The organism is Bacillus spongiae (genome assembly GCF_037120725.1).
GTDB lineage: Bacteria > Bacillota > Bacilli > Bacillales > Bacillaceae_K > Bacillus_CI > Bacillus_CI spongiae.
This window is the reverse complement of record NZ_JBBAXC010000009.1, coordinates 168,125-187,603: the sequence shown is the minus strand read 5'-3', so window position 1 is coordinate 187,603 and position 19,479 is coordinate 168,125. Positions and strand designations below refer to the sequence as shown.

Below are 19,479 nucleotides of genomic sequence, written 5' to 3'. Positions count from 1 at the left end.
ATTGATTACTATAATAACGACCGAATAAAAGTAAAATTGGCTGGCTTAAGTCCAGTACAATACCGAACTCAAACCAACCTAATAGCAGTATAACTAAAACTCTAACTTTCAGGGGTCACTACCGATCGGCGGTTTTTTGATTATTTATTTAATATACTCGTCCAATCTGCTAATGAATCGAGTAGTCTGCGAATATATTGACTAGTTCTTTCATCAGTTAATTGTCCTTGTTCATCAAATAATCCATGAACGCCGGAAATTAATACTTGTGGCTCTATCATAACGAGTGAACGAGTAGAAGTTAAGACTTGTCTCAGTTGAGCCTGCGCTTGAGCCGTACCAGCTCGACCGGGAGTTCCCCCCATTATTGCTATTGGTTTCTTCAATAGGGGTGCTTCTTTACCACCTCTTGAGGCCCAATCGATTGCGTTTTTTAATACCCCTGGTATTGATCCATTATACTCTGGTGTTACAATAAATAGGGCATCAGACTGGCGAATTGCCTCCTTAAATTCAGTAACAATCGAAGGGTCTCCTTGTTTTTCGAGATCCTCATTAAACATAGGAATGTCTGATAAATCAAAATCAATGATGTCCAAGTTGTCAGGAGCAAGCTTAGCAGCCTCACGAAGTAGAGCATGATTGTATGAATCCTTACGTAAACTCCCTGCAAAGCCTAATACGTTTATTTTTTGAGTATCCAAAGGTAATTCCTCCAATAATGTAGATTAAGTTGTAGTAACTTTTGCATATACAATAAAGAATATTGCTAATTGAGCCATTAGGATAAGCTTTGGCACAACGAAAATGAAATCAATGATCAACATGGTTAATAATAAAGTTGTAAATAATCCAAGATGGAAAATTTTTAAACGGTGATGTTTGTATCTATACAAGTGAAAAACAATTGTTGTTGCCAGAAAATAGAGTATGACGGATATAAAAACAAAGCCGATCATAAAGAAATAGTTTAACTCGTATGAATAAACCATGTTAATAGATGCTGCGATCATACTTAATGTTGGAAAAATTATTAAATGCCCATAAATAATGGATTGACCTGCAGTTTTAATAGACTTGTCTACCTTTTTATCAATGTTATCAAAATATTGCCACCACATCGCGATGATCACAACAAATGCAATTGCAGAGTAAGCAATGGATTCCCAGTCACCCTTTTCAGGTTGTAGGACGACAATGGTACTGATAATCGATTCACCAAAGAGAATGATGGTTAAAAGTCCAAATCGTTCTAATAAATGTCCAATGTTAATTGGAGCATTTACTACATATTTCCTTCCAATAATAGGGAGTAAAATATCCACAAATATGCCTAGGAAAAATACGAAATATCGAATCCATGAATCGAAAAATATGGATGAAGAGCCAATGATAATGCCAATCCAAAAGTATTTTCCAAAATAGAGGGCAACCTTTTGTTTAGGTCCAGTTTCATACCGCGACACGACAATATATTGCGTTACAGTCAGTATTCTTAATCCAATGTAGCCTACTAAGAATGGAAGGTAATAGGTATCGAAATCAACCGATAAACTGGATGTCATAATAAGGACAAAGAACATTTGCATGATCATAAACAAACGTTGATGAACAAAATCCTTGCCGAAGCGATTAATGAATACCGTTTGACCTGTCCAAGCTCCCCAGATAGGAATCATCATAATGAAAAATTTAAATATATATTCCGCGTGAATAACGCCGTCTTCTACATGAATCAGTACATGTGTTGTAGTTGCTATAGCTGCTACATAAACCAAATCATAAAATAATTCGAGCCAGGTTACTTTTTTTTCTTCCACTATTATCACCTCTTTCGTTTCATCGTCTGGTGCTATAATAGCTATAAGTTCTACTTTAGGTATTCACACAGTCGAATGGTGTGGTCCATATAAGACTTGAGCTACATTATTTAGCAAGAACGTCATGATAGTCGAATTTCTTATCAAACTGACTTTTAGCAAAAGGGCATAGAGGAATAATTTTTTTCTTTTCTTCTCTTGCTAAGCGTACAACCTCCTCCACTAAAGCTTCCGCAATGCCTTTCCCCCGTAGTTGTTCTGATACGAAAGTATGATCAATGATAAGTCGTTCTGTCCCTGTTTCAACAAACGTAATTTCTGCGATCATTTGACCTGCCTCTTCAATAAAAAAACGATTCTCTTCTTTAATGATTTTCTTCATCGTTACCTCCTATTTTTTACAACGGTTTCCACTTTATTTTGATTTTTCACGATTTATTTTCATGTAAATGACTATTATCACAAAACGGGCGATTATTGGATGAACCACAGCCACAAAGAGTTGCACGTGTACATGCAATGGTGTCATCCTTTTGCTTAATCGAGAGGTGTCCTTTTATAAAGATAGGGCCATTAGCAGTAGCTTTAATTGTTGTTTCTTCAGCGGGATTTTCTTGCATTCCTCCATCTTTACGTACATACTCTAATGCTCCACTTGGACACCTTTCGATGACTTCCACTATTTTATCAACGGTTGCTCCATCTGCATTCACCCACGGTTTTTCCTTTAAGTTGAATACTTCAGGTAATCCCCTAACACATTTCGCAGCATGAATACATCTTTCCTTATGAAAAAGAACATCAATGGATTTTCCGGTATATCGTTTGCTTTCTACCTTCATTTCAACTCACTCCTTTAAATTGGAAGTATCTTCTTTAGGAAATAATAGCTAAACAGCCAATCGAACGATACAACATACCTATTAGTGCATTTGAACTTAATAAGTATCATACAAAACTACAAAAATATTGTCAATTAAAGATATCTAATTTAAGAATATATAAAATTAGGATAATAATCCCTTGACAGTATGTAGCTGTTTTGTCAGAAACGCATATAATAGTATGCAATTTAGAAAAAGATAGAATAATCTGATCCTTATGTAGTATAATTGGTAATACCAATATGTATTTATGGTATTACCAAAGGGGAGGTGATTTTGTGAGTGAACGTTCAACAGACTTAATTGAAAGGAAAGTATTAGAGTCTATTTTAGAAGGTGTAATACAACCAGGAGAAGCGTTGTTGTCAGAGAGAGACCTTGCTACACATTATCAAGTAGGGAGGCCGACAATAAGAGAAGTATTGCAGCGATTAGAACGAGATGGTTGGATTGCGCTTCGTAAAGGAATGCCACCTATAGTAAATGATTACTTGAGTAGTGGTAATTTGATGACAATCGTTAGAATGATTCAGCTATATGAAAATATTCCACATCATTTTTTCCAACACATGTTAGAGTTACGTATCTCCATTACCCCGGCATATACAAAAGATGCAGCGTCTACGCATCGACTTAAGGTAATTTCGTTATTGTCCAACATGGATGAATTAGGAGAGGATCCCAAACATTTTGCGGACTATGACTGGAACTTACAGCGAAGCCTTGCCAGTTTATCTCCTAACCCGGTCTATTTATTACTCCTTAACAGCTTTAATGACGTCTATCCTAAAATGGCTGAAACTTATTTCAGTGAAGAGATTTATCGGAAGTTATCAAGAAAATATTATGAGGCATTACTTGATTCACTTTTTCAAAATGACTTAGAACTGACAGAAAAAATTACAAGAGAAATGATGAAATCAAGCTTGGCGTTATGGAAAGAAAAAACAAGGGGGGAAAAGCATGAAATCTAAAGGATTATACCGTGATTTCTTCTTACATCCGGATATTTTTATTATGGTATGTGTATTTATTGGTATTGCAAGTTATGTCTTTGTACAGGAAAGTATTGGAACAATTTCCTTATTCTTTTTAGTCGGTCTTGTAACATTTATGTTTAGTGAGTATTTAACACATCGTTTTTTATTTCATTTAAAGGCGCCTAAAAATATTTTTTTTCTAAATTTATTAAAGCGCTTACATTATGATCACCATAAGTATCCAAATGATTTAAAATTGTTATTTTTACCTATATGGTACAGCCTGCCTAATTTATTTGTTTTAGCGACAATCTTTTATTTTATTACGAGTAACCTTATGTGGACATTTGCCTTCAGCTTAGGGCTAATCTGTATGCTATTGATGTATGAATGGAAACACTATATTGCTCATCGACCTATTAAGCCTAAGACAAAATTTGGTGTATGGCTAAAGAAGATTCATCTTCTTCATCATTTTAAAAATGAAAACTATTGGTATGGTGTTTCAAATCCTTTTGTAGACGTCCTATTTGGAACATTAAAAGATGAAAAGGATGTAGAGACTAGCCAAACAGCAAAGGATTTAGAGAAAAGAGCACATGGGTAAATGAACAATTGATTTTTTCTAATACGTAAAGTTGACGCCTTTTAGACAAAGGGCGTCCTTTTTATGGATTCTTAGGGAAATTTGGATGACTTAGAATTCATCTCGTTATGATGTATGAGCTTTTCCTTTAAGGTGAATTCTAAAACAGAGGAGGTGAGAAGGAATGGCACAAGATGTATTGTGTGAAGTTATGAACTGTGTGTATAATCAGCACGGGAAAAAATGTGGTGCTTCAGAGATTTTTGTTGTGAGCCATAAGGGAAATAAAGCAAGTAATAGTGAAGAAACAGATTGTAAGACATTTGAACCAGGAGTATAGAAGAAAAATGGTGAGACAATCAATCGCGTGATTGTCTCGCTTTTATATTATTGATAATAATAATCATTATTATACAAAAAACACACCTAAATAGGTGTGTTTAACTTTAGCTTGCTTCCTTCAACATCCTATTTTTTCGGTATTGTTTAAACTTTGAAAAGAAGAAGGATGTCATAACAATGGAAAGAATGCCAAGCAAAATGCCCATTAGTTGCAAGCCAATTAAATCTAATAGTGATCCAGTGAGGAGTAACACAACTTGAAAAATAAAACGATCAAGCATATTTTTGAATGAGAAAAATCGACCATGAAATTCCTTTGGGACTCTCGTTTGAAAAATAGTGGAAGCAGTCGGGAAAAAGCAGCCAACTGAAAAACCGAAAATAGCAAAAACAAGCACTGTCATCCACGGAATTTGAGCAAAATATAGCATTAGTTGTGAAATGCCGATGACAAATGAAAAACCAAAAAGAATTTTATAAGGAGATAGTTTTCCGCTAATTCTTTTGACAATAAAGGCACCAGTCATAAATGCAATACCTTCAGTAGCATAAATCCATCCTTTAATTGAAGCACTATCCTGCAGTTCACTTATATTGATTACGATTAAGTTAAATCCACCTATAAATAAGAGAGGGATAAGTGTCATAACAAGGGTCATGAATACAATTGGGAGCCCTTTAATGATGGGGAATACCTCTTTAAATCCCCCTTTTTTTCTCGTTTCACTTGAAAGGGTTGTTTTTGATACCGTTTCATTTATCGTAAGGAACCATGTTATGATGAATAACCCTAAATAGGCAATAAGGGATAGTAGATAGAGCGTAGATAGTGACATAATAACAACAAAAAGGCCAGCGATTGCTGTCCCTGCAATCCGTGATAAAGTAGAGACATTCATGTGAATGGCGTTCAATTGAAGTAAATCTTTTTCTTTCACTATTAATGGAATCGCTGCTTGAAGAGCGGGAAAATAAAAAGCCGCAGAAATTTGAATGCTGACTAAGAACACAATCATCCATATGACGGAATTGGTTTCAATGGCTATTAACATAATTAAGACACTAACAGATCGGAAGAATCCAGCTATGAGCATGACGGTTTTCTTTCGAACTTGATCTGTAATACGCCCAGCCAAAGGCCCAACTGCCAATCCTGCAAGTATCCCTGATGCAAGAATGAGAGATTTAACAAAATCAGAGGGTACTTTTGCTTGCATAAATTCTAAATTACCAATAATTCCAAGCCATAGTCCTAATCCTGCAATAAATTCCCCAAGTAGTAATATCCAAACATTTTTATTTTTCCACATGGTAAAACCCTCTCAACTATTTATTTCGACTCTCTAAATATACTACAAATAATAGGATAATTAAATGGTTGATTCTGTATAAATCATCAGTATTCTAAGATGGGATTTGGTTGGTTAAACAGGTGGGATGTTTCGTGTGGAGGCCCTCACCATCCAGCAGAAAGTAGTGTCAATTGTTCGACCCCCTTGTTAAACTGAGTGAGATAGATAATATTTTTGAGGAGATGAGAAAATCGTGTTCAAAAAAATTGCTGCTGACGCATTAGGGATATCTGATATTGGTACCATTATTTCTCCAGTCGATTATGATAAAACGGATGCTGATGATTACGTTATGCATGAAGATAATGAAAAAATTTATTTTTTAATTAAGACGAAAGCTGATGAATATTGCTTTACAAATCTTGCCCTTATCCATGTCGATGGTGAAAGTGCAATTTCTTCCAAGCGAACACTAAAGCGCTATCCTTATTTTCAACATAAAATTTCTGGGGTCGTACTTGAAACAGCTGGAAAAATCGATATGGATGTTGAAATAAAATTTAATATAGGGCCAATCAACTTTGATATTGACGTAAGAAAAGACCAAATTGAACAGTTAAAAGATTTATATAAGGCTCTGATTCAGATATCTGAGCTTACAGCCGAAAACGAATTATATATTAAGATGGCCTCTCAAAGTTTAGATAAAGCCGTTTCGGTGTTGCAAAACTCAAGAACAGATGATTCAAATTTAGCGAATACGTACCGTGAATTAACGGATTTTGGTTTTACATGGTTAACATCAGTACATGGACAGTATCATGTGAAGGACTTTGGAGAAGTATTTGAAAAATATATTAATAATTAAGTGGAAAGTTGCCGCCTTGCGGCAATTTTTTTGTTACCAAAAGTTGCAGGAGTGAAATAATGATAAAGAATGGATTGAGGAAGTAAACATTAGTCACTGGAATACAGGGGAATTCGTTTGCACGATAAGGTTAACAGTTGTTCAGACAATGAATCGTTCTTTGTCCTTACGTTAAAAAATGGACCAAATAAAAAAATATTATCTCCAAATTCTTTTGTATTCTCTCTACATAATCCTTTCTTCCTATCCTTCTCTAACATTTTTCATATTTATTACTTCGGAATGACTATTTCATGTTTAAGAATTTGTTAAGAATTCTGTTATGGTTCGATAAACTCTGTTCACTACACTAAGAATATCAAATAAAGCAAGGAGAGAGTAAAATGAAAAAATGGATTATTGCAGTAGGTACAATAGTAGTGTTAGGGATGGGATGGTATTTGGTTTCGCCGTTGTTTATTGATAAAGTGGTCGATGAAGCCCCGATAGTAGCAGGTAGTAGTTCAGAAAAGTCTGATGAAATGAAGGACGATATGAAAGGCGAAGAAATGAAAGATGATATGAAAGACGAAGAAATGAAAGATGATATGAAAGGCGAAGAAATGAAAGATGATATGAAAGACGAAGAAATGAAAGATGATATGAAAGGCGAAGAAATGAAAGATGATATGAAAGACGAAGAGATGAAAGATGATATGAAAGATGAAGAAATGAAAGATGATATGGCAAACGTGTTCAAGGGAACGTTTAAGGATGCTGACTCTTCTCACAAGGCATCAGGTGATGTGAAGGTGGAAAATGGTTACGTTCGTTTAGAGAACTTCGAAGTGACAAATGGCCCAGATTTACGTGTATACTTGGTAAAAGAAGGTCAAGAAACAAAAGACGGCATATCACTTGGTAAATTGAAAGGGAATATAGGAAATCAAAACTATGAGCTTCCAGAAGGAACAAAATTAATGGAAGGAATGCAAATTGTGATTTGGTGTAAACAATTTGATGTAGATTTTGGATATGCTGAGCTAAATAAAGGAGAGTAATACATGAAACAAAAGGTGCTACTAGTCGATGATGAAGAAAATATACTTGATGTTTGTGCTCGATATCTTGTGAGAGAAAACTACGAGGTCGAAACGGCAACAAATGGTGAGGATGGATTTAAAAAATTTCAAGATTTTCAGCCTGACCTTGTCGTACTCGATATTATGATGCCAATTATGAATGGCTGGCAGGTAGCTGAATTGATTCGCCAGGAGCAGGAAACCCCGATTATTATGCTAACGGCGCTCGGTCAAGAGCAAGATCGTATTTATGGCTTAACGATTGGTGCAGATGACTATATTACCAAGCCGTTTAGTCCGCGTGAATTACTACTACGAATTAAAAATGTTTTACGTCGTACGTATTCAAATCATCAAAAAGCGGATCAGGAGAACATCATTCGATCAAACGAATTAATGATTGATCGTAGTAAACGACAAGTGACGGTATCTGGGCATGAAATTGAGTTGACTGTAAAAGAATTCGATCTGTTAGCACTACTTGCTGAGCACCCATCTCAAGTATTTTCAAAATCTCAGCTAATTGATAAGCTATGGGGCTATGAATATAACGGGGATGCCAATACAATTAATGTTCATGTACGTAGGCTACGTGAAAAGATTGAAGCGGACCCTTCTCACCCTCAGTTTATTAAGACGGTTTGGGGAATTGGTTATAAATTTGAAGGAACTCACCATCATGAAGCTTAGAACATTATTAATCATTGCGAATGGTAGCTCCTTTTTGTTACTCTTTGTTTTTCTTATCATTTCTTATGATCAAATGTTTATCGATGATGATATTATATTGCTCCTTACAGGAATTACGCTGGGAGCTGGCTTATTGTCTTCTGCCGTTTATTGGTTTATTACTTCCCCGCTTTTTAAATCAGTCCAGCAGATGACGGCTGAGGCAGAACGAATGGCCAAAGGGGAGTTTGACATTAAGGTGACGGAGGCAGGGCCTGAGGAAATAAAGAAACTTGCCAATAATTTCAATCATATGTCACAGCAAATAAATGATATGTTTCAGGAGATGAAACAATCTGAACAGTTTAAGAGTCAGTTAATCGCGAATGTGTCACATGACTTAAGAACTCCCTTATCCTCAATACATTCGTTCGTTGCAGCGTTAAATGACGATATTATTGAAGATGCTGAAACGAGGAAGCGCTATTACGATACGATATTAGCTGAAACAGAAAAGCTTAGTTTTCTTATTGAAGAAGTTCTACAGCTTTCGCAGCTCGAAAATAAAAAAGTTCCATTTCAACCGGTTTTGACGTCAATAGACCAGCTTGTAGTGGAAACGCTGCAGCAATTTGAACGAAAGTTAGCTGAAAAGGAAATAGAAATTAAGGTTGAATTCGATGATCGCATTTCAATGGTGGCAATCATGCCATTACAAATTAAACGGGTGATGACGAATTTTATTCAAAATGCCATTTCTTTCTCTCCTGAAAAAACAAATATTATGGTGACGGTGAAAAAACAGAACAATAATTTTTATTTTTCTGTTTCGGATGAAGGGAAAGGTGTGCCGGTCGAAGAACAGGACTCTATTTTTCAACGTTTCTATCGGGTGGAAAAATCACGTAGTAAGCAATACGGTGGTTCTGGATTAGGGTTATCCATTAGTAAAGAGATTATTGAATTGCATCACGGTCAGATAGGTGTACAAAGTGATGGGTTTAGTGGAAGTAAGTTTTGGTTTGAAGTTCCTATTTCAAACAGTGAGAAGGAGGAGGAAATACATTGAAAAAAAGATATGTCGTCGTTGGACTCTTCTTTTTTGCACTCGCTGCTTTTTTTGGACCTAAACTGTATGCAAGTTTAACACAAAAATCGCTAGGTAGTGAACCAGTCCAATCGATTGAAACTTCGGAAGATCTTGCGGTGGCAACATTTGCAGGAGGGTGCTTTTGGTGCATGGAGCCTCCGTTTGAAAAGCTTGACGGAGTATATTCTGTTGTTTCAGGTTATACGGGAGGGGATGAAGTGAATCCTACCTATAACGAGGTGTCTTCTGAACAAACAAGTCATATTGAAGCGGTTCAAATTCAATACAATCCAAAAATCATTTCGTACGAACAGCTTCTTCAAGTGTTTTGGCGACAAATTGACCCTACAGATGAAGGAGGACAATTTGTTGATAGAGGTCCCCAATATGCAAGTGCAATTTTTTATCATAATGACGAGCAAAAAGAGCAAGCGGATAAATCGAAAATGGAGCTTGCCGATACCGGAAGATTTCAGCAGGAAATTGTCACTGATATCCGACCAGCCAAAACTTTTTACGAGGCGGAAGAATACCACCAAGACTATTATAAAAAGAATAATTTAAGCTATAAATTTTACCGAAATAATTCAGGTAGAGATGATTTTCTTGATGAAGCATGGGGAGAGGATCGAGAGCTTAAGTTGGAGACACAATCCGTTTATCCAAGCTTTACGGATGAAGAATTAAAAGAAAAATTGACGGATATTCAATATAACGTTACACAAAAAGATAAAACAGAAAAAGCCTTTGATAATGAATATTGGGATCATAAAGAAGAAGGAATTTACGTCGACATTGTGTCAGGAGAACCATTGTTCAGCTCAACTGATAAATATAAAAGTGGAACAGGGTGGCCAAGTTTTACAAAGCCATTAGTTGAAGAAAATATAGTTGAAGTTGAGGACCGAAAATTGTTTGTCGTTCGAACTGAAGTGAGAAGTAGACATGCAGATTCTCATTTAGGGCATGTATTTACAGATGGGCCAGAACCAACTGGACTTCGCTATTGTATGAATTCCGCCGCGCTGAGATTTGTACCAAAAGATAAGCTAGAAGAAGAAGGATATAGTGAATTCACACACTTATTTGAAGGATGAGCATGATGCTCATCTTTTTTTCTTTTAAAATTTACCTTTTCAAAGTGAGTTTTCTGAATTATAATGAAATAAATCTTTCAAATTGGAGTGTGAGTGGAATGTCTTTTCGTTGTGTTCGAAGTATTTAGTTTTCGGGCTGGATAAAACGCGTACCAGCTAAAAAGGGGGAAGTATGCCCTTTTATAAGAAAACTAAATCTTTGAACAGTGCGTTAGTCATTACATTACGATAAAACCAAGGCACTGGTCTGCTTATTTGCTAGCCGTATAGCCTTGGTTTTTATATTTGAAAGGGAGATAATGAAGATGAATGAAATGGAATATAAAGAATTTTATGACAAGGTTGGAAAAATAAACGGTTGGAACTTTAGTAAGCTGAAGTGTACTTCAGAAGGAGTAAAGTGGGATTTTTACGAACAAGTATTGAATCAATGCAAACATTCGGATGTACTTCTTGATATCGGTACAGGTGGAGGAGAGAATGTAATCAATATAGCTTCTTCATTAAATTTTTTAGTGGGAGTGGATATTTCCAGTGGGATGATTGAGACTGCTCAAACTAATCTGAAGAAATCAGATGTCTCAAATGTCCGCTTTTGTCAGGTATCTTCAGCTGACCTACAATTTCCTGATGAATTTTTTGATATCGTTTCATGTTGCCATGCTCCTTTTGATTCAAAAGAAGTGTCAAAGGTGTTAAAGAAGGGTGGAACCTTTTTAACTCAGCAAGTGAGTGAAGAAGACAAATTAAATCTCAAACAAGCATTTGGTCGTGGGCAATCCTTAAAAGAAAAGGATGGAATGTTAAAAGCGCAATATATGAAGGAATTACAAGAGGCAGGTTTTTCAGACGTAAAAGCCTATGATTATAATGCGAATAATTATTATCATAGGACAGAAGACCTCTTATTTCTATTAATGCATACACCGATCATCCCTAACTTCGGAAAAAGACATCATGATATGGAGATTGTAAAGAAGTTTATTGAAGAGAATCGAACGAAGAAGGGGATTCGAACGAATTCAAAACGGTTTATGATCATAGCAAAGAAGTAAAATCTAAGTTGTTCGTCCATCAATATTTAAGGAGAATAGACGGTGAGTATTCAATTAAGAGCAATTAATAAATATAATTGGGAAGAATGTATCTCATTAAAATTAGATGAGAAGCAAGAGCGGTATTTACCCCAAAATGTGTACACACTTGCGGAATCAAAATTCGTTGAGGATATGCATATTTTTGGAATATACAAAGGGAATCTAATGGTAGGGTTTGCTGCGTATGTGCTTGACGAAGATGGAGATATGAATATTACAAGATTGATGATAGATAAGAGCCATCAAGGAATGGGCTATGGTAAATTGGCTTTAATAGAAATAATCGAACAAATTAAACGTGATTATGAGAATAAAGAAATCTGGCTAAGTATCCATCCTGAAAATAATCATGCGATTTATTTATACAAAGCTGCGGGGTTTAAAGTTACAGAGACAGGTCTCGAATCTTCCGATGAGATTTTTTTAAAACTTGACCTTAATGAATATTGTTTCTATTAGATCTTTTATGAAAGACTTTTTTAAGTAAAACGACTAGAAAATTGTATCGTTTTGTTTGATGAACTCTTCGGACAGTCTAATTGGTTCGTTCAATAGTGGGTCTCTCTGTTAAATGTAAAAGTATAATAACAAGCACCTAATTCGTGGCTTAAGGTGCTTGTTTTGATTTTGGACAAAATGATTTGAGTTTTAGTAAAAAACAAGCAGTATTTTCTTTTAAAAAACTGAACCAACGTTAAACATTTTATGAAGAACGTTGATTATATTATGGTAAAATACAAATTAAGTGCTTTGCAATAGGAAGTTCTTTGTATGCTTACTATTGCCTGTAACGAAAAAAAGGAGTGGTTTTATTGGTCAATACAACAGAAGATAATGTGACACAACAGTTGAATCCTTGGCTATCGATATGGACGAGGCCAAGAGATACGATGAAGCAAGTGTATAAAAACGGTGGGAAACACATATTTCTTTTATTTTTCTTAGGTGTTTTAGTCATGACTTTAGATAATGCTACGGGTTCATATGAGGTACAAGAAGGATGGGCGTCGTTACTATTGCTTAATTCTCTTATGTACTTTATCATCACTCTTCTGTTATATTATTTTGTCAGTCCACCTTTAATAGCATGGATAGGAAGATCGCTTGGAGGGGATGGAACGACTGAAAGAGTCCGTTATGCTTTAGCCTATTCATTTATTCCTTATGTATATACCTTGGTAATCGTTTGGATCCCATTACTAGCTTTGTTTGGTTTTGAAAATTTCACCACTAATACGTCAACCATTGAGAGTAACATAATCTTGGCATTAATCTCTTGGCCACTAGGGTTAATCGATTTAATTATTGGAATTTGGGGTTTCTTTATTACGTTAAAATGTATAGGAGAAGCTCACGAGTTCTCTGCATGGAAAGCTTTTCTAACTGTACTAATCCCAATGATCTTCTTACTTATAATAATTTTTGTGATTGGACTAGTACTAGCTTTTTAAAGAAGTCTTCTTTTTCGTCTTATCCAATTGATGCAAAGCAAGTAATTAGTAGACGTTTGAAAATCAGTTTCTTACCTTATACTACTTAAGCAAAAATGCTGAGTTTTGATCAAAGAGGATGACTTCATCCATTTTTTATAAAGTGCAATAATAACCTATGAGATAACTAGTGAAAAGAGTAAATTACTTAATTGTCTAAGGGATTGATGGAAATGTTAAAAAGGTAGAGGATGAAGTTGTTTGTCTTTTATCTTTAAAGGGTCTTGCTCATAAATAAGGGCTTTCCTAGAAGGGAAAGCCCTTACTCTTTACTACCATATAAATACATCAGAGAGAGCTTCATGGAATAGGAAATACTAAATGTGCGTGAATAAAAGTGACCAATACTAGGTCAATATAGGATATTTAATCTCAGTCTGCCACACTATAATGTATAGCACATTATTTTATTTCAATATTAAATTTAGCAATTAGGTCTTTAAATGCGGGTCTTTCATTTCCATCACGTCCAACAACATGAGTAGCCGTTACCAATGAATTTAGAATGGCCTCTTCAGTAGCCTCTCCGACAGCTCTAAACGCCATGTCCATTTCTTCTTCATGGATCGTTGAAATAACCTGACAATGAGTGGTTTTTTCATGAGGGATTTTTGTTGCTGTAGAAAAGCCAATCACTACTTCACCACTGCCATGGGTCATAATAGAGCCTGTACGAGATAACCCTGTTACTGCTCGTTTAATCATACGGTTTAACTGTCTGTCTGTTACAGGAAGGTCTGTTCCAACAACTATTATGATAGATCCTTTATCCTTTTCCTCGTACGAATCGAGAATAGCCGCTCGCAATTCTTCTCCAACCGCTTTGCCATTTATGTTTAAGTCACTTAAAATTCCAAAGTTAGATAATACCAAAACGCCCATCGTATAGGTTCCGTGTTCTAATGGCATTAATCGTGAGGAAGTACCAATCCCTCCTTTTAAAGAATAACATAACATACCCGTACCTGCGCCAACAGTCCCTTCCTTAAACTCAGATGAGGCATTTACTAACGCTTCGAATATATGCTCTTTTTTAACAAATCTACCACGTATGTCGTTTAGTAGCATATCATTGCATTCACATATGATCGGATTAACGGTTCCTGTTGTACGGCCAATTTCCGGGTTCTGTTCTAGCATATGTTCTATTAATGCATCGGCTGCCGTACCAATACTTAATGTATTAGTTAAAATGATGGGCGTTTCTACTGCTCCTAGCTCCTTCAACTGAATTGTCCCCATCGTTTTTCCGAACCCATTTATAACATGACTTGAGGCGATTAATTTTTCTCTGAATATATTTCCTTGATGAGGGACGATTGCTGTAACGCCTGTTTGCATCTCCTTATCGCTTAGAGTCACATGTCCAACTTTTACTCCTTTTAGATCGGTAATGGAGTTGAATTCTCCTGTTTGTAACCGGCCTATTTTTACTCCGTAATCTCTTATTCTTTTCTGGCCTAACATACGTATCCGCCTTTCATCTCATTATTATAACGACACTACAATTTCAATCTATTCAAGTAGTTTATTCAATTATAAGGAATTTCTATATTTAGAACATCTAGAAAAATTGATTTCTTTCTATCTTATAAAAACAGAAGGGTATTCTTAAACGAGGGAGAAAAATTGGCTACGTACCTATCAATTTAAATTAGCAACAATCAATGGTATATAAAATGGCTTAAAGAATAAATTTAAAGGGATGTTTTCATGTTTTATGTTTTTATAGGAACAAACCACTATTGAAAAATTCCTACTTCTTAAGGAAGGGTTTAGGGGGCTGAGAAATGATTATTTATACTGTGAAACAGGGAGATTCGTTATATTCGATTGGAGAAAAATATGGTGTTTCCTACCATGAAATAATGAAGATTAATGGCCTTTTAACGAATAATATCGTACTTGGTCAATCTCTTCTGATTCGGACAAATATATATACTGTTCAGCCTGGTGACACTTTATACAAAATTTCTGAGATGACCAATGTATCTACTCAAGCTCTAATAGATACAAATGAAATGAAAAACCCATACGTGATTTACCCAGGAATGCAGTTAACACTTCCAAAACTTCCAATATATTCTGCGCATAGCGTAGGCTATGCGCCAATTAAGTCTTCTGAAGATATGGGGTATATAACATTAAGGAATACAATTCCTTTAGAGGAAGAAATAGCGACATTTTCGCCGTGGCTAACACATGTTCCTATATTTGATTATCAGCTGCAGGAAGAAGGCAATCTTAGTGAGCTTCAAGATGAAAGTGCAGTTAATGTTTTAATACAAGAACAAATTGTCCCATTAGCAACAATCACAGCATTTGACGAGGAGATTATTCATAACGTATTATCCTCATCAGAAAATACGAAGATATTAATAGAAAACATTTATCGAGTAGTATCAAGTAAAAAATACTCTGGTGTTAATGTTGATTTTGAAGCAGTGTCTGAAAGGGATAGAGACTTATTTTCTAATTTTTGCAGATTGCTAAACGAGCGAATGAAAGCGGAGGGCTATCTTACCACTATTGCATTACTAGCAAAGGAGTATGAGGGAGTCCATAAAGGGTTAGATTACAAAGCCATTGCACCAACAATGGACTTTGTCTTTATTATGGCCTATGATTTCCATTGGATGTTTAGCCAACCTGGTCCAATTGCCCCCATTAATCGACTAAGAACAGCCCTTGACTTAGCAGTTACACAAATTCCAAGAAATAAAATTATTTTAGGAACCGCATTATACGGTTACAATTGGACCGTTCCTTTCTCATCTGGTATGAAGGCTACTGCCTTTTCGTCCCATGCAGTAACTCAAATGGCTATTCAATATCAACTCCCGATAAAGTATGATATTGAATCTGCATCCTCTTGGATAGAGTATATCGATCAAGAGGATAAAAAACACATTGTTTGGTTTGAAGGTGTAAAAAGTATGAATGAAAAATTTAAGCTAGTACGAGAATATGGATTGAGAGGGGTAGGGTTTTGGCAAATAAGGCTTGAATTTCCACAGCTTGCATCGTTAATGAGTGAAATGTTTACCATTGAGCATAAGTGAGTAAATTGTAGACCGAGCTAAAACGTTGTTTCATATTAGCAAAGTTAGCCCTTTCGCCCTTTATAACGTAGTGTCATAGAATGAGTACGTTCAGCTTTTGTATTTCCCTTACTTTTTTCAGCATTACTATATCGATGCTTTTCGGTTTACATCAAAAAACACCTAAACCCCTTCTTATAAAAAGAATGAAGGAGTAGGTGTTTGAAGTATTTAGTAAATGAAAATCATCATTTAATACACATCACTGCGGGTAAACGAAATGAATGCAATAATAAGAGCTATTGCCCCCCAAATGGTTAAAACACTCATCGAAAAGCCGAGATTCATTCCTTCAATTGGTGCTCCCGTACCATTTATAAAATTAGTCATACGCAAATTTACCATAAAAAAGTACTTTGCACTTTCCCAAGATGATACCATGTTTGTCAAAATAGCTCCAGATATAAGGGTTGCTAGCATGACACCAAAAACAGCTGCTGTACTGCGTATTAATACGGAAAGCATTAACGTTAACGAGCCGACAATGATACCGACAAACCAAACGAGGCCAAACTCCATTAATAAATATTCCCATTGAGCAATTAAGTGAACATTTTCAGTAACGAGCTCCTCACCTTCGACAGAAAATCCTGTTAAAATGGGCATTGTCCACCCGGAATATCCAAATGCTAAACCGGAAACCCCATAAGAAATCGTCCCTAACAGTAAAACAATAAATGATACCGATAAAACCATAGTCAAAAATTTACTAAATAGAATACGCCATCTTTTCACAGGTCTAGTTAATAAAAGTTTAATCGTTCCACCACTTGCCTCAGACGACACAAGGTCGGCCACTACCATAACAATTAATAAGGGTAAAAATAAGTCTATCGAATTTTCGATAAACATTCGCATAAATGTAGGGGCGCCAGGTGCTGCTGGGTTAATGTTGTTTTCAAGATAGTATTCTTGCTGACTGACTTGGATCTGTAAATATTGTCTCCATTCATCTGAAATACCATTTGAATTGAGACGATTTTGTGTATCGATAATCTCTTGTTGAAGTTGAGATTGCCAATCCATTGAACCAAATCGTTCTTGAAACGTTTTGGCCTCTTTCATTTGGGCATATGTAAACATGGCGACGATAACGGTTATAATTCCCATTACGACATATAACCGTTTCTTCCGAACAAGTTTAATCAATTCATTATGAAGAAGGTTAATCAATGGACTCACCCCCGGTTAATTCGATAAATAAATCTTCTAGCGTTGGGATAGTGGTGTGAATGCCACTAACTTTCACACCTTCACTGACTAGCCTTTTATTAATTTTAGCTATTCTCTTTTCCTCATTTGGGGTAATCAATGTCCCTTCCTTTTCAAAAATAATGGTTGTTTCTTCTGAAAGAATGCGTCTTCCTTCAGTAAGAGGGCTTAACTCCCAAGCAACTCTTTCTTTTTGAGCAAGTAGTTGTTCAACCGAGTCAACAGTGATAATTTCTCCCTTAGAAATAATCGCAACACGATCACACATTAACTGAATTTCACTAAGTAAATGAGAGGATACAAGAATACTAATCTTATCTTTTTCTGCTAAATTACGGATAAATTGTCTCATTTCACGAATCCCTACAGGATCGAGGCCATTCGTTGGTTCGTCTAATATAAGCACCTTTGGTTTTCCTAAGAGAGCCTGCGCAATTCCGAGGCGTTGACGCATACCAAGTGAGTACGTTTTGACCAAGTCATGAATTCGATTCTGCAGTCCGACAAGTGTGACGACTTCTTGGATTCGTTCATTCGTAATGTTCGGAACCATTCGAGCGTATTGCTGGAGATTCTCCCATCCACTTAGATAAGAATATAATTCTGGATTTTCGACAATGCAACCGATATTGCGAATGGCTTTTGTAAACTGTTTTCGTAAATTATAGCCACAAATTGAAATTTCACCAGAGGTGGGCTTTATCAATCCAACTAACATCCGAATGGTTGTAGTTTTTCCAGCACCGTTCGGACCTAAAAAGCCAAATACTTCCCCTTCTTGAAGTTGGAAGGAAATGTTGTTTATAATGTTTCTTTTACCAATTTTCTTCTGCAAATTATTCACAGTTAATGTAGGCTTTTGGTTATTCATTCCCTTTTTCCTCCTCATGAAAAGTGATCAGTGATGAAATACGTTCTCCTATTAATTGGTATCCCTTCGAATTAGGATGAAATTGGTCGCTATATAAATAGTCTTGGACATTGAGTTGAAACAAATCAAATGTTGGTACTACAATGATATCTTTATAAGTGGCAGCTAACTCTTCTGTTTTAAAGTTCCAATCACGGACGGCGCTCGAGGTAAGGGCTGAATGGTCTAATTCGCTAAAAGGATTATAAAGCCCAATATGAAAGATCGTTGCATGCTTGTTTAGGCTGCGTAATGTCGAGTATATTTTATTAAGGTTGTTTATGTACTGGTTGACAGAAACGTCGATGGAGGATTCTGAAACATTCATCAGTGCCTCCCCGCCTTGAAAAAGGTCATTCCCACCTATTGATAATAAAATAATAGTAGATTGTTGAATTTGGCGCTGTACTTCGGATTGTTGAACTTGTTCTACTAGTTGTTGAGAGGTATAGCCTTTAATAGCCAAATTTGATAATTGAATCGGTTGACTGGACTTTTGAGTAAGGTCTTCCAGCATATAAGATATGTATCCATTTCCAGTGGTATCACCAGTTCCACGAGTGAGGGAGTCTCCTAGACCAACTATTAGTAGGTCGCTAGAAGGCAATAATTCATTACTAGACTGTTGTTTAGCACTGAAAGAAGAGGTACTACTAAAAAAATAATTGTTTAAAGTTAAAATAACTCCAGATGACCATAATATAGTAGAGAGTAGGGCAGAAATAGCAATTATTTTGACAAGTTTCATTGTCGGAATCATCCTTTCTTCAAGAATCCGAATGTAATAGTTTATTTATAACGTATGTAATCTAACCTTATTTGTAAAGAATTTCGATTTCAGTAAGCTAGATTACTTTTCAAAAAGAACTGAATAATAGTAAGTAATAAACTAATGGGATTATAAAATCAGACTGTTTTGAGAGTTAAAGAATGCTCCTACTATCCGTTCATTAGTGGAAGTTGTAGCCAAATAAAGTGAA

Annotated in this window: 22 protein-coding genes; 13 read left to right on the top strand and 9 right to left on the bottom strand. The window is 35.7% G+C overall.

Annotated elements, in window-relative coordinates; all coding sequences use genetic code 11:
• The coding region (locus WAK64_RS12655) for an IS3 family transposase (protein WP_336587352.1) at positions 1 to 93 on the top strand (93 nt) is incomplete at its 5' end.
• Between the two features lie 47 nt (positions 94 to 140).
• On the opposite strand, the gene WAK64_RS12650 is transcribed toward WAK64_RS12655, so the two are convergent.
• The 4 genes from WAK64_RS12650 to WAK64_RS12635 form a co-directional block, all read right to left on the bottom strand.
• Complete coding sequence (locus tag WAK64_RS12650) at positions 141 to 704, bottom strand: NADPH-dependent FMN reductase (protein WP_336587338.1); 564 nt, start codon at positions 702 to 704, stop codon at positions 141 to 143.
• Positions 705 to 728: 24 nt separating this feature from the next.
• Complete coding sequence (locus WAK64_RS12645) at positions 729 to 1,820, bottom strand: low temperature requirement protein A (protein ID WP_336587337.1); 1,092 nt, start codon at positions 1,818 to 1,820, stop codon at positions 729 to 731.
• Between the two features lie 106 nt (positions 1,821 to 1,926).
• A complete protein-coding gene (locus WAK64_RS12640) occupies positions 1,927 to 2,202 on the bottom strand; it encodes a GNAT family N-acetyltransferase (protein WP_336587336.1) in 276 nt (91 codons plus the stop codon).
• 46 nt (positions 2,203 to 2,248) lie between these two features.
• Entirely contained in the window at positions 2,249 to 2,662 is a 414-nt protein-coding gene (locus WAK64_RS12635) for a (4Fe-4S)-binding protein (RefSeq protein WP_336587335.1), read from the bottom strand.
• Positions 2,663 to 2,982: 320 nt separating this feature from the next.
• On the opposite strand from WAK64_RS12635, the gene WAK64_RS12630 reads away from it, so the two are divergent.
• The 3 genes from WAK64_RS12630 to WAK64_RS12620 all read left to right on the top strand — a co-directional run bounded on the left by WAK64_RS12630 (position 2,983) and on the right by WAK64_RS12620 (position 4,610).
• Positions 2,983 to 3,678, top strand: a complete 696-nt coding sequence (locus tag WAK64_RS12630; RefSeq protein WP_336587334.1) for a GntR family transcriptional regulator — start codon at positions 2,983 to 2,985, stop codon at positions 3,676 to 3,678.
• Complete coding sequence (locus WAK64_RS12625) at positions 3,668 to 4,291, top strand: sterol desaturase family protein (protein ID WP_336587333.1); 624 nt, start codon at positions 3,668 to 3,670, stop codon at positions 4,289 to 4,291. The genes WAK64_RS12630 and WAK64_RS12625 overlap by 11 nt, the downstream gene beginning before the upstream one ends.
• Before the next feature lie 163 nt (positions 4,292 to 4,454).
• Complete coding sequence (locus tag WAK64_RS12620; protein ID WP_336587332.1) at positions 4,455 to 4,610, top strand: DUF1540 domain-containing protein; 156 nt, start codon at positions 4,455 to 4,457, stop codon at positions 4,608 to 4,610.
• A gap of 106 nt (positions 4,611 to 4,716) precedes the next feature.
• Here the strand turns inward: WAK64_RS12620 and WAK64_RS12615 are convergent, their stop codons facing one another.
• On the bottom strand, positions 4,717 to 5,922 hold the full coding sequence (locus WAK64_RS12615; protein ID WP_336587331.1) for an MFS transporter: 1,206 nt from the start codon (positions 5,920 to 5,922) through the stop codon (positions 4,717 to 4,719).
• A 235-nt stretch (positions 5,923 to 6,157) separates the two neighbouring features.
• On the opposite strand from WAK64_RS12615, the gene WAK64_RS12610 reads away from it, so the two are divergent.
• The 8 genes from WAK64_RS12610 to WAK64_RS12575 all read left to right on the top strand — a co-directional run bounded on the left by WAK64_RS12610 (position 6,158) and on the right by WAK64_RS12575 (position 13,237).
• A complete protein-coding gene (locus WAK64_RS12610; protein ID WP_336587330.1) occupies positions 6,158 to 6,772 on the top strand; it encodes a PH domain-containing protein in 615 nt (204 codons plus the stop codon).
• Positions 6,773 to 7,155: 383 nt separating this feature from the next.
• Entirely contained in the window at positions 7,156 to 7,812 is a 657-nt protein-coding gene (locus WAK64_RS12605) for a DM13 domain-containing protein (RefSeq protein ID WP_336587329.1), read from the top strand.
• A 3-nt stretch (positions 7,813 to 7,815) separates the two neighbouring features.
• Positions 7,816 to 8,523 (top strand): response regulator transcription factor, encoded by a 708-nt coding sequence (locus WAK64_RS12600; protein ID WP_336587328.1) that lies wholly within the window; start codon positions 7,816 to 7,818, stop codon positions 8,521 to 8,523.
• Complete coding sequence (locus WAK64_RS12595; RefSeq protein WP_336587327.1) at positions 8,513 to 9,571, top strand: sensor histidine kinase; 1,059 nt, start codon at positions 8,513 to 8,515, stop codon at positions 9,569 to 9,571. The genes WAK64_RS12600 and WAK64_RS12595 overlap by 11 nt, the downstream gene beginning before the upstream one ends.
• Positions 9,572 to 9,741: 170 nt before the next feature.
• Positions 9,742 to 10,689 carry a peptide-methionine (R)-S-oxide reductase MsrB gene (msrB, locus tag WAK64_RS12590; protein ID WP_419465944.1) on the top strand — a complete coding sequence of 316 codons (948 nt, stop codon included), beginning with the start codon at positions 9,742 to 9,744 and terminating at the stop codon, positions 10,687 to 10,689.
• Positions 10,690 to 10,994: 305 nt separating this feature from the next.
• The gene (locus tag WAK64_RS12585; RefSeq protein ID WP_336587326.1) at positions 10,995 to 11,744 is read left to right on the top strand and encodes a class I SAM-dependent methyltransferase; all 750 of its coding nucleotides are present in this window, start codon (positions 10,995 to 10,997) and stop codon (positions 11,742 to 11,744) included.
• Between the two features lie 42 nt (positions 11,745 to 11,786).
• Positions 11,787 to 12,245 carry a GNAT family N-acetyltransferase gene (locus WAK64_RS12580; RefSeq protein ID WP_336587325.1) on the top strand — a complete coding sequence of 153 codons (459 nt, stop codon included), beginning with the start codon at positions 11,787 to 11,789 and terminating at the stop codon, positions 12,243 to 12,245.
• A gap of 353 nt (positions 12,246 to 12,598) precedes the next feature.
• Positions 12,599 to 13,237 carry a Yip1 family protein gene (locus WAK64_RS12575; RefSeq protein ID WP_336587324.1) on the top strand — a complete coding sequence of 213 codons (639 nt, stop codon included), beginning with the start codon at positions 12,599 to 12,601 and terminating at the stop codon, positions 13,235 to 13,237.
• A gap of 441 nt (positions 13,238 to 13,678) precedes the next feature.
• On the opposite strand, the gene WAK64_RS12570 is transcribed toward WAK64_RS12575, so the two are convergent.
• Positions 13,679 to 14,743 (bottom strand): DmpA family aminopeptidase, encoded by a 1,065-nt coding sequence (locus WAK64_RS12570; protein WP_336587323.1) that lies wholly within the window; start codon positions 14,741 to 14,743, stop codon positions 13,679 to 13,681.
• A 323-nt stretch (positions 14,744 to 15,066) separates the two neighbouring features.
• On the opposite strand from WAK64_RS12570, the gene WAK64_RS12565 reads away from it, so the two are divergent.
• Complete coding sequence (locus WAK64_RS12565) at positions 15,067 to 16,338, top strand: glycosyl hydrolase family 18 protein (RefSeq protein WP_336587322.1); 1,272 nt, start codon at positions 15,067 to 15,069, stop codon at positions 16,336 to 16,338.
• A gap of 231 nt (positions 16,339 to 16,569) precedes the next feature.
• Here the strand turns inward: WAK64_RS12565 and WAK64_RS12560 are convergent, their stop codons facing one another.
• The 3 genes from WAK64_RS12560 to WAK64_RS12550 are packed head-to-tail and all read right to left on the bottom strand — an operon-like array spanning position 16,570 to position 19,247.
• The gene (locus WAK64_RS12560) at positions 16,570 to 17,550 is read right to left on the bottom strand and encodes an ABC transporter permease (protein WP_336587321.1); all 981 of its coding nucleotides are present in this window, start codon (positions 17,548 to 17,550) and stop codon (positions 16,570 to 16,572) included.
• A complete protein-coding gene (locus WAK64_RS12555; RefSeq protein WP_336587320.1) occupies positions 17,543 to 18,460 on the bottom strand; it encodes an ABC transporter ATP-binding protein in 918 nt (305 codons plus the stop codon). The genes WAK64_RS12560 and WAK64_RS12555 overlap by 8 nt, the downstream gene beginning before the upstream one ends.
• The gene (locus WAK64_RS12550) at positions 18,453 to 19,247 is read right to left on the bottom strand and encodes a GDSL-type esterase/lipase family protein (RefSeq protein WP_336587319.1); all 795 of its coding nucleotides are present in this window, start codon (positions 19,245 to 19,247) and stop codon (positions 18,453 to 18,455) included. Before WAK64_RS12550 ends, WAK64_RS12555 begins: the two co-directional genes overlap by 8 nt.
• Between the last annotated feature and the right edge of the window lie 232 nt (positions 19,248 to 19,479).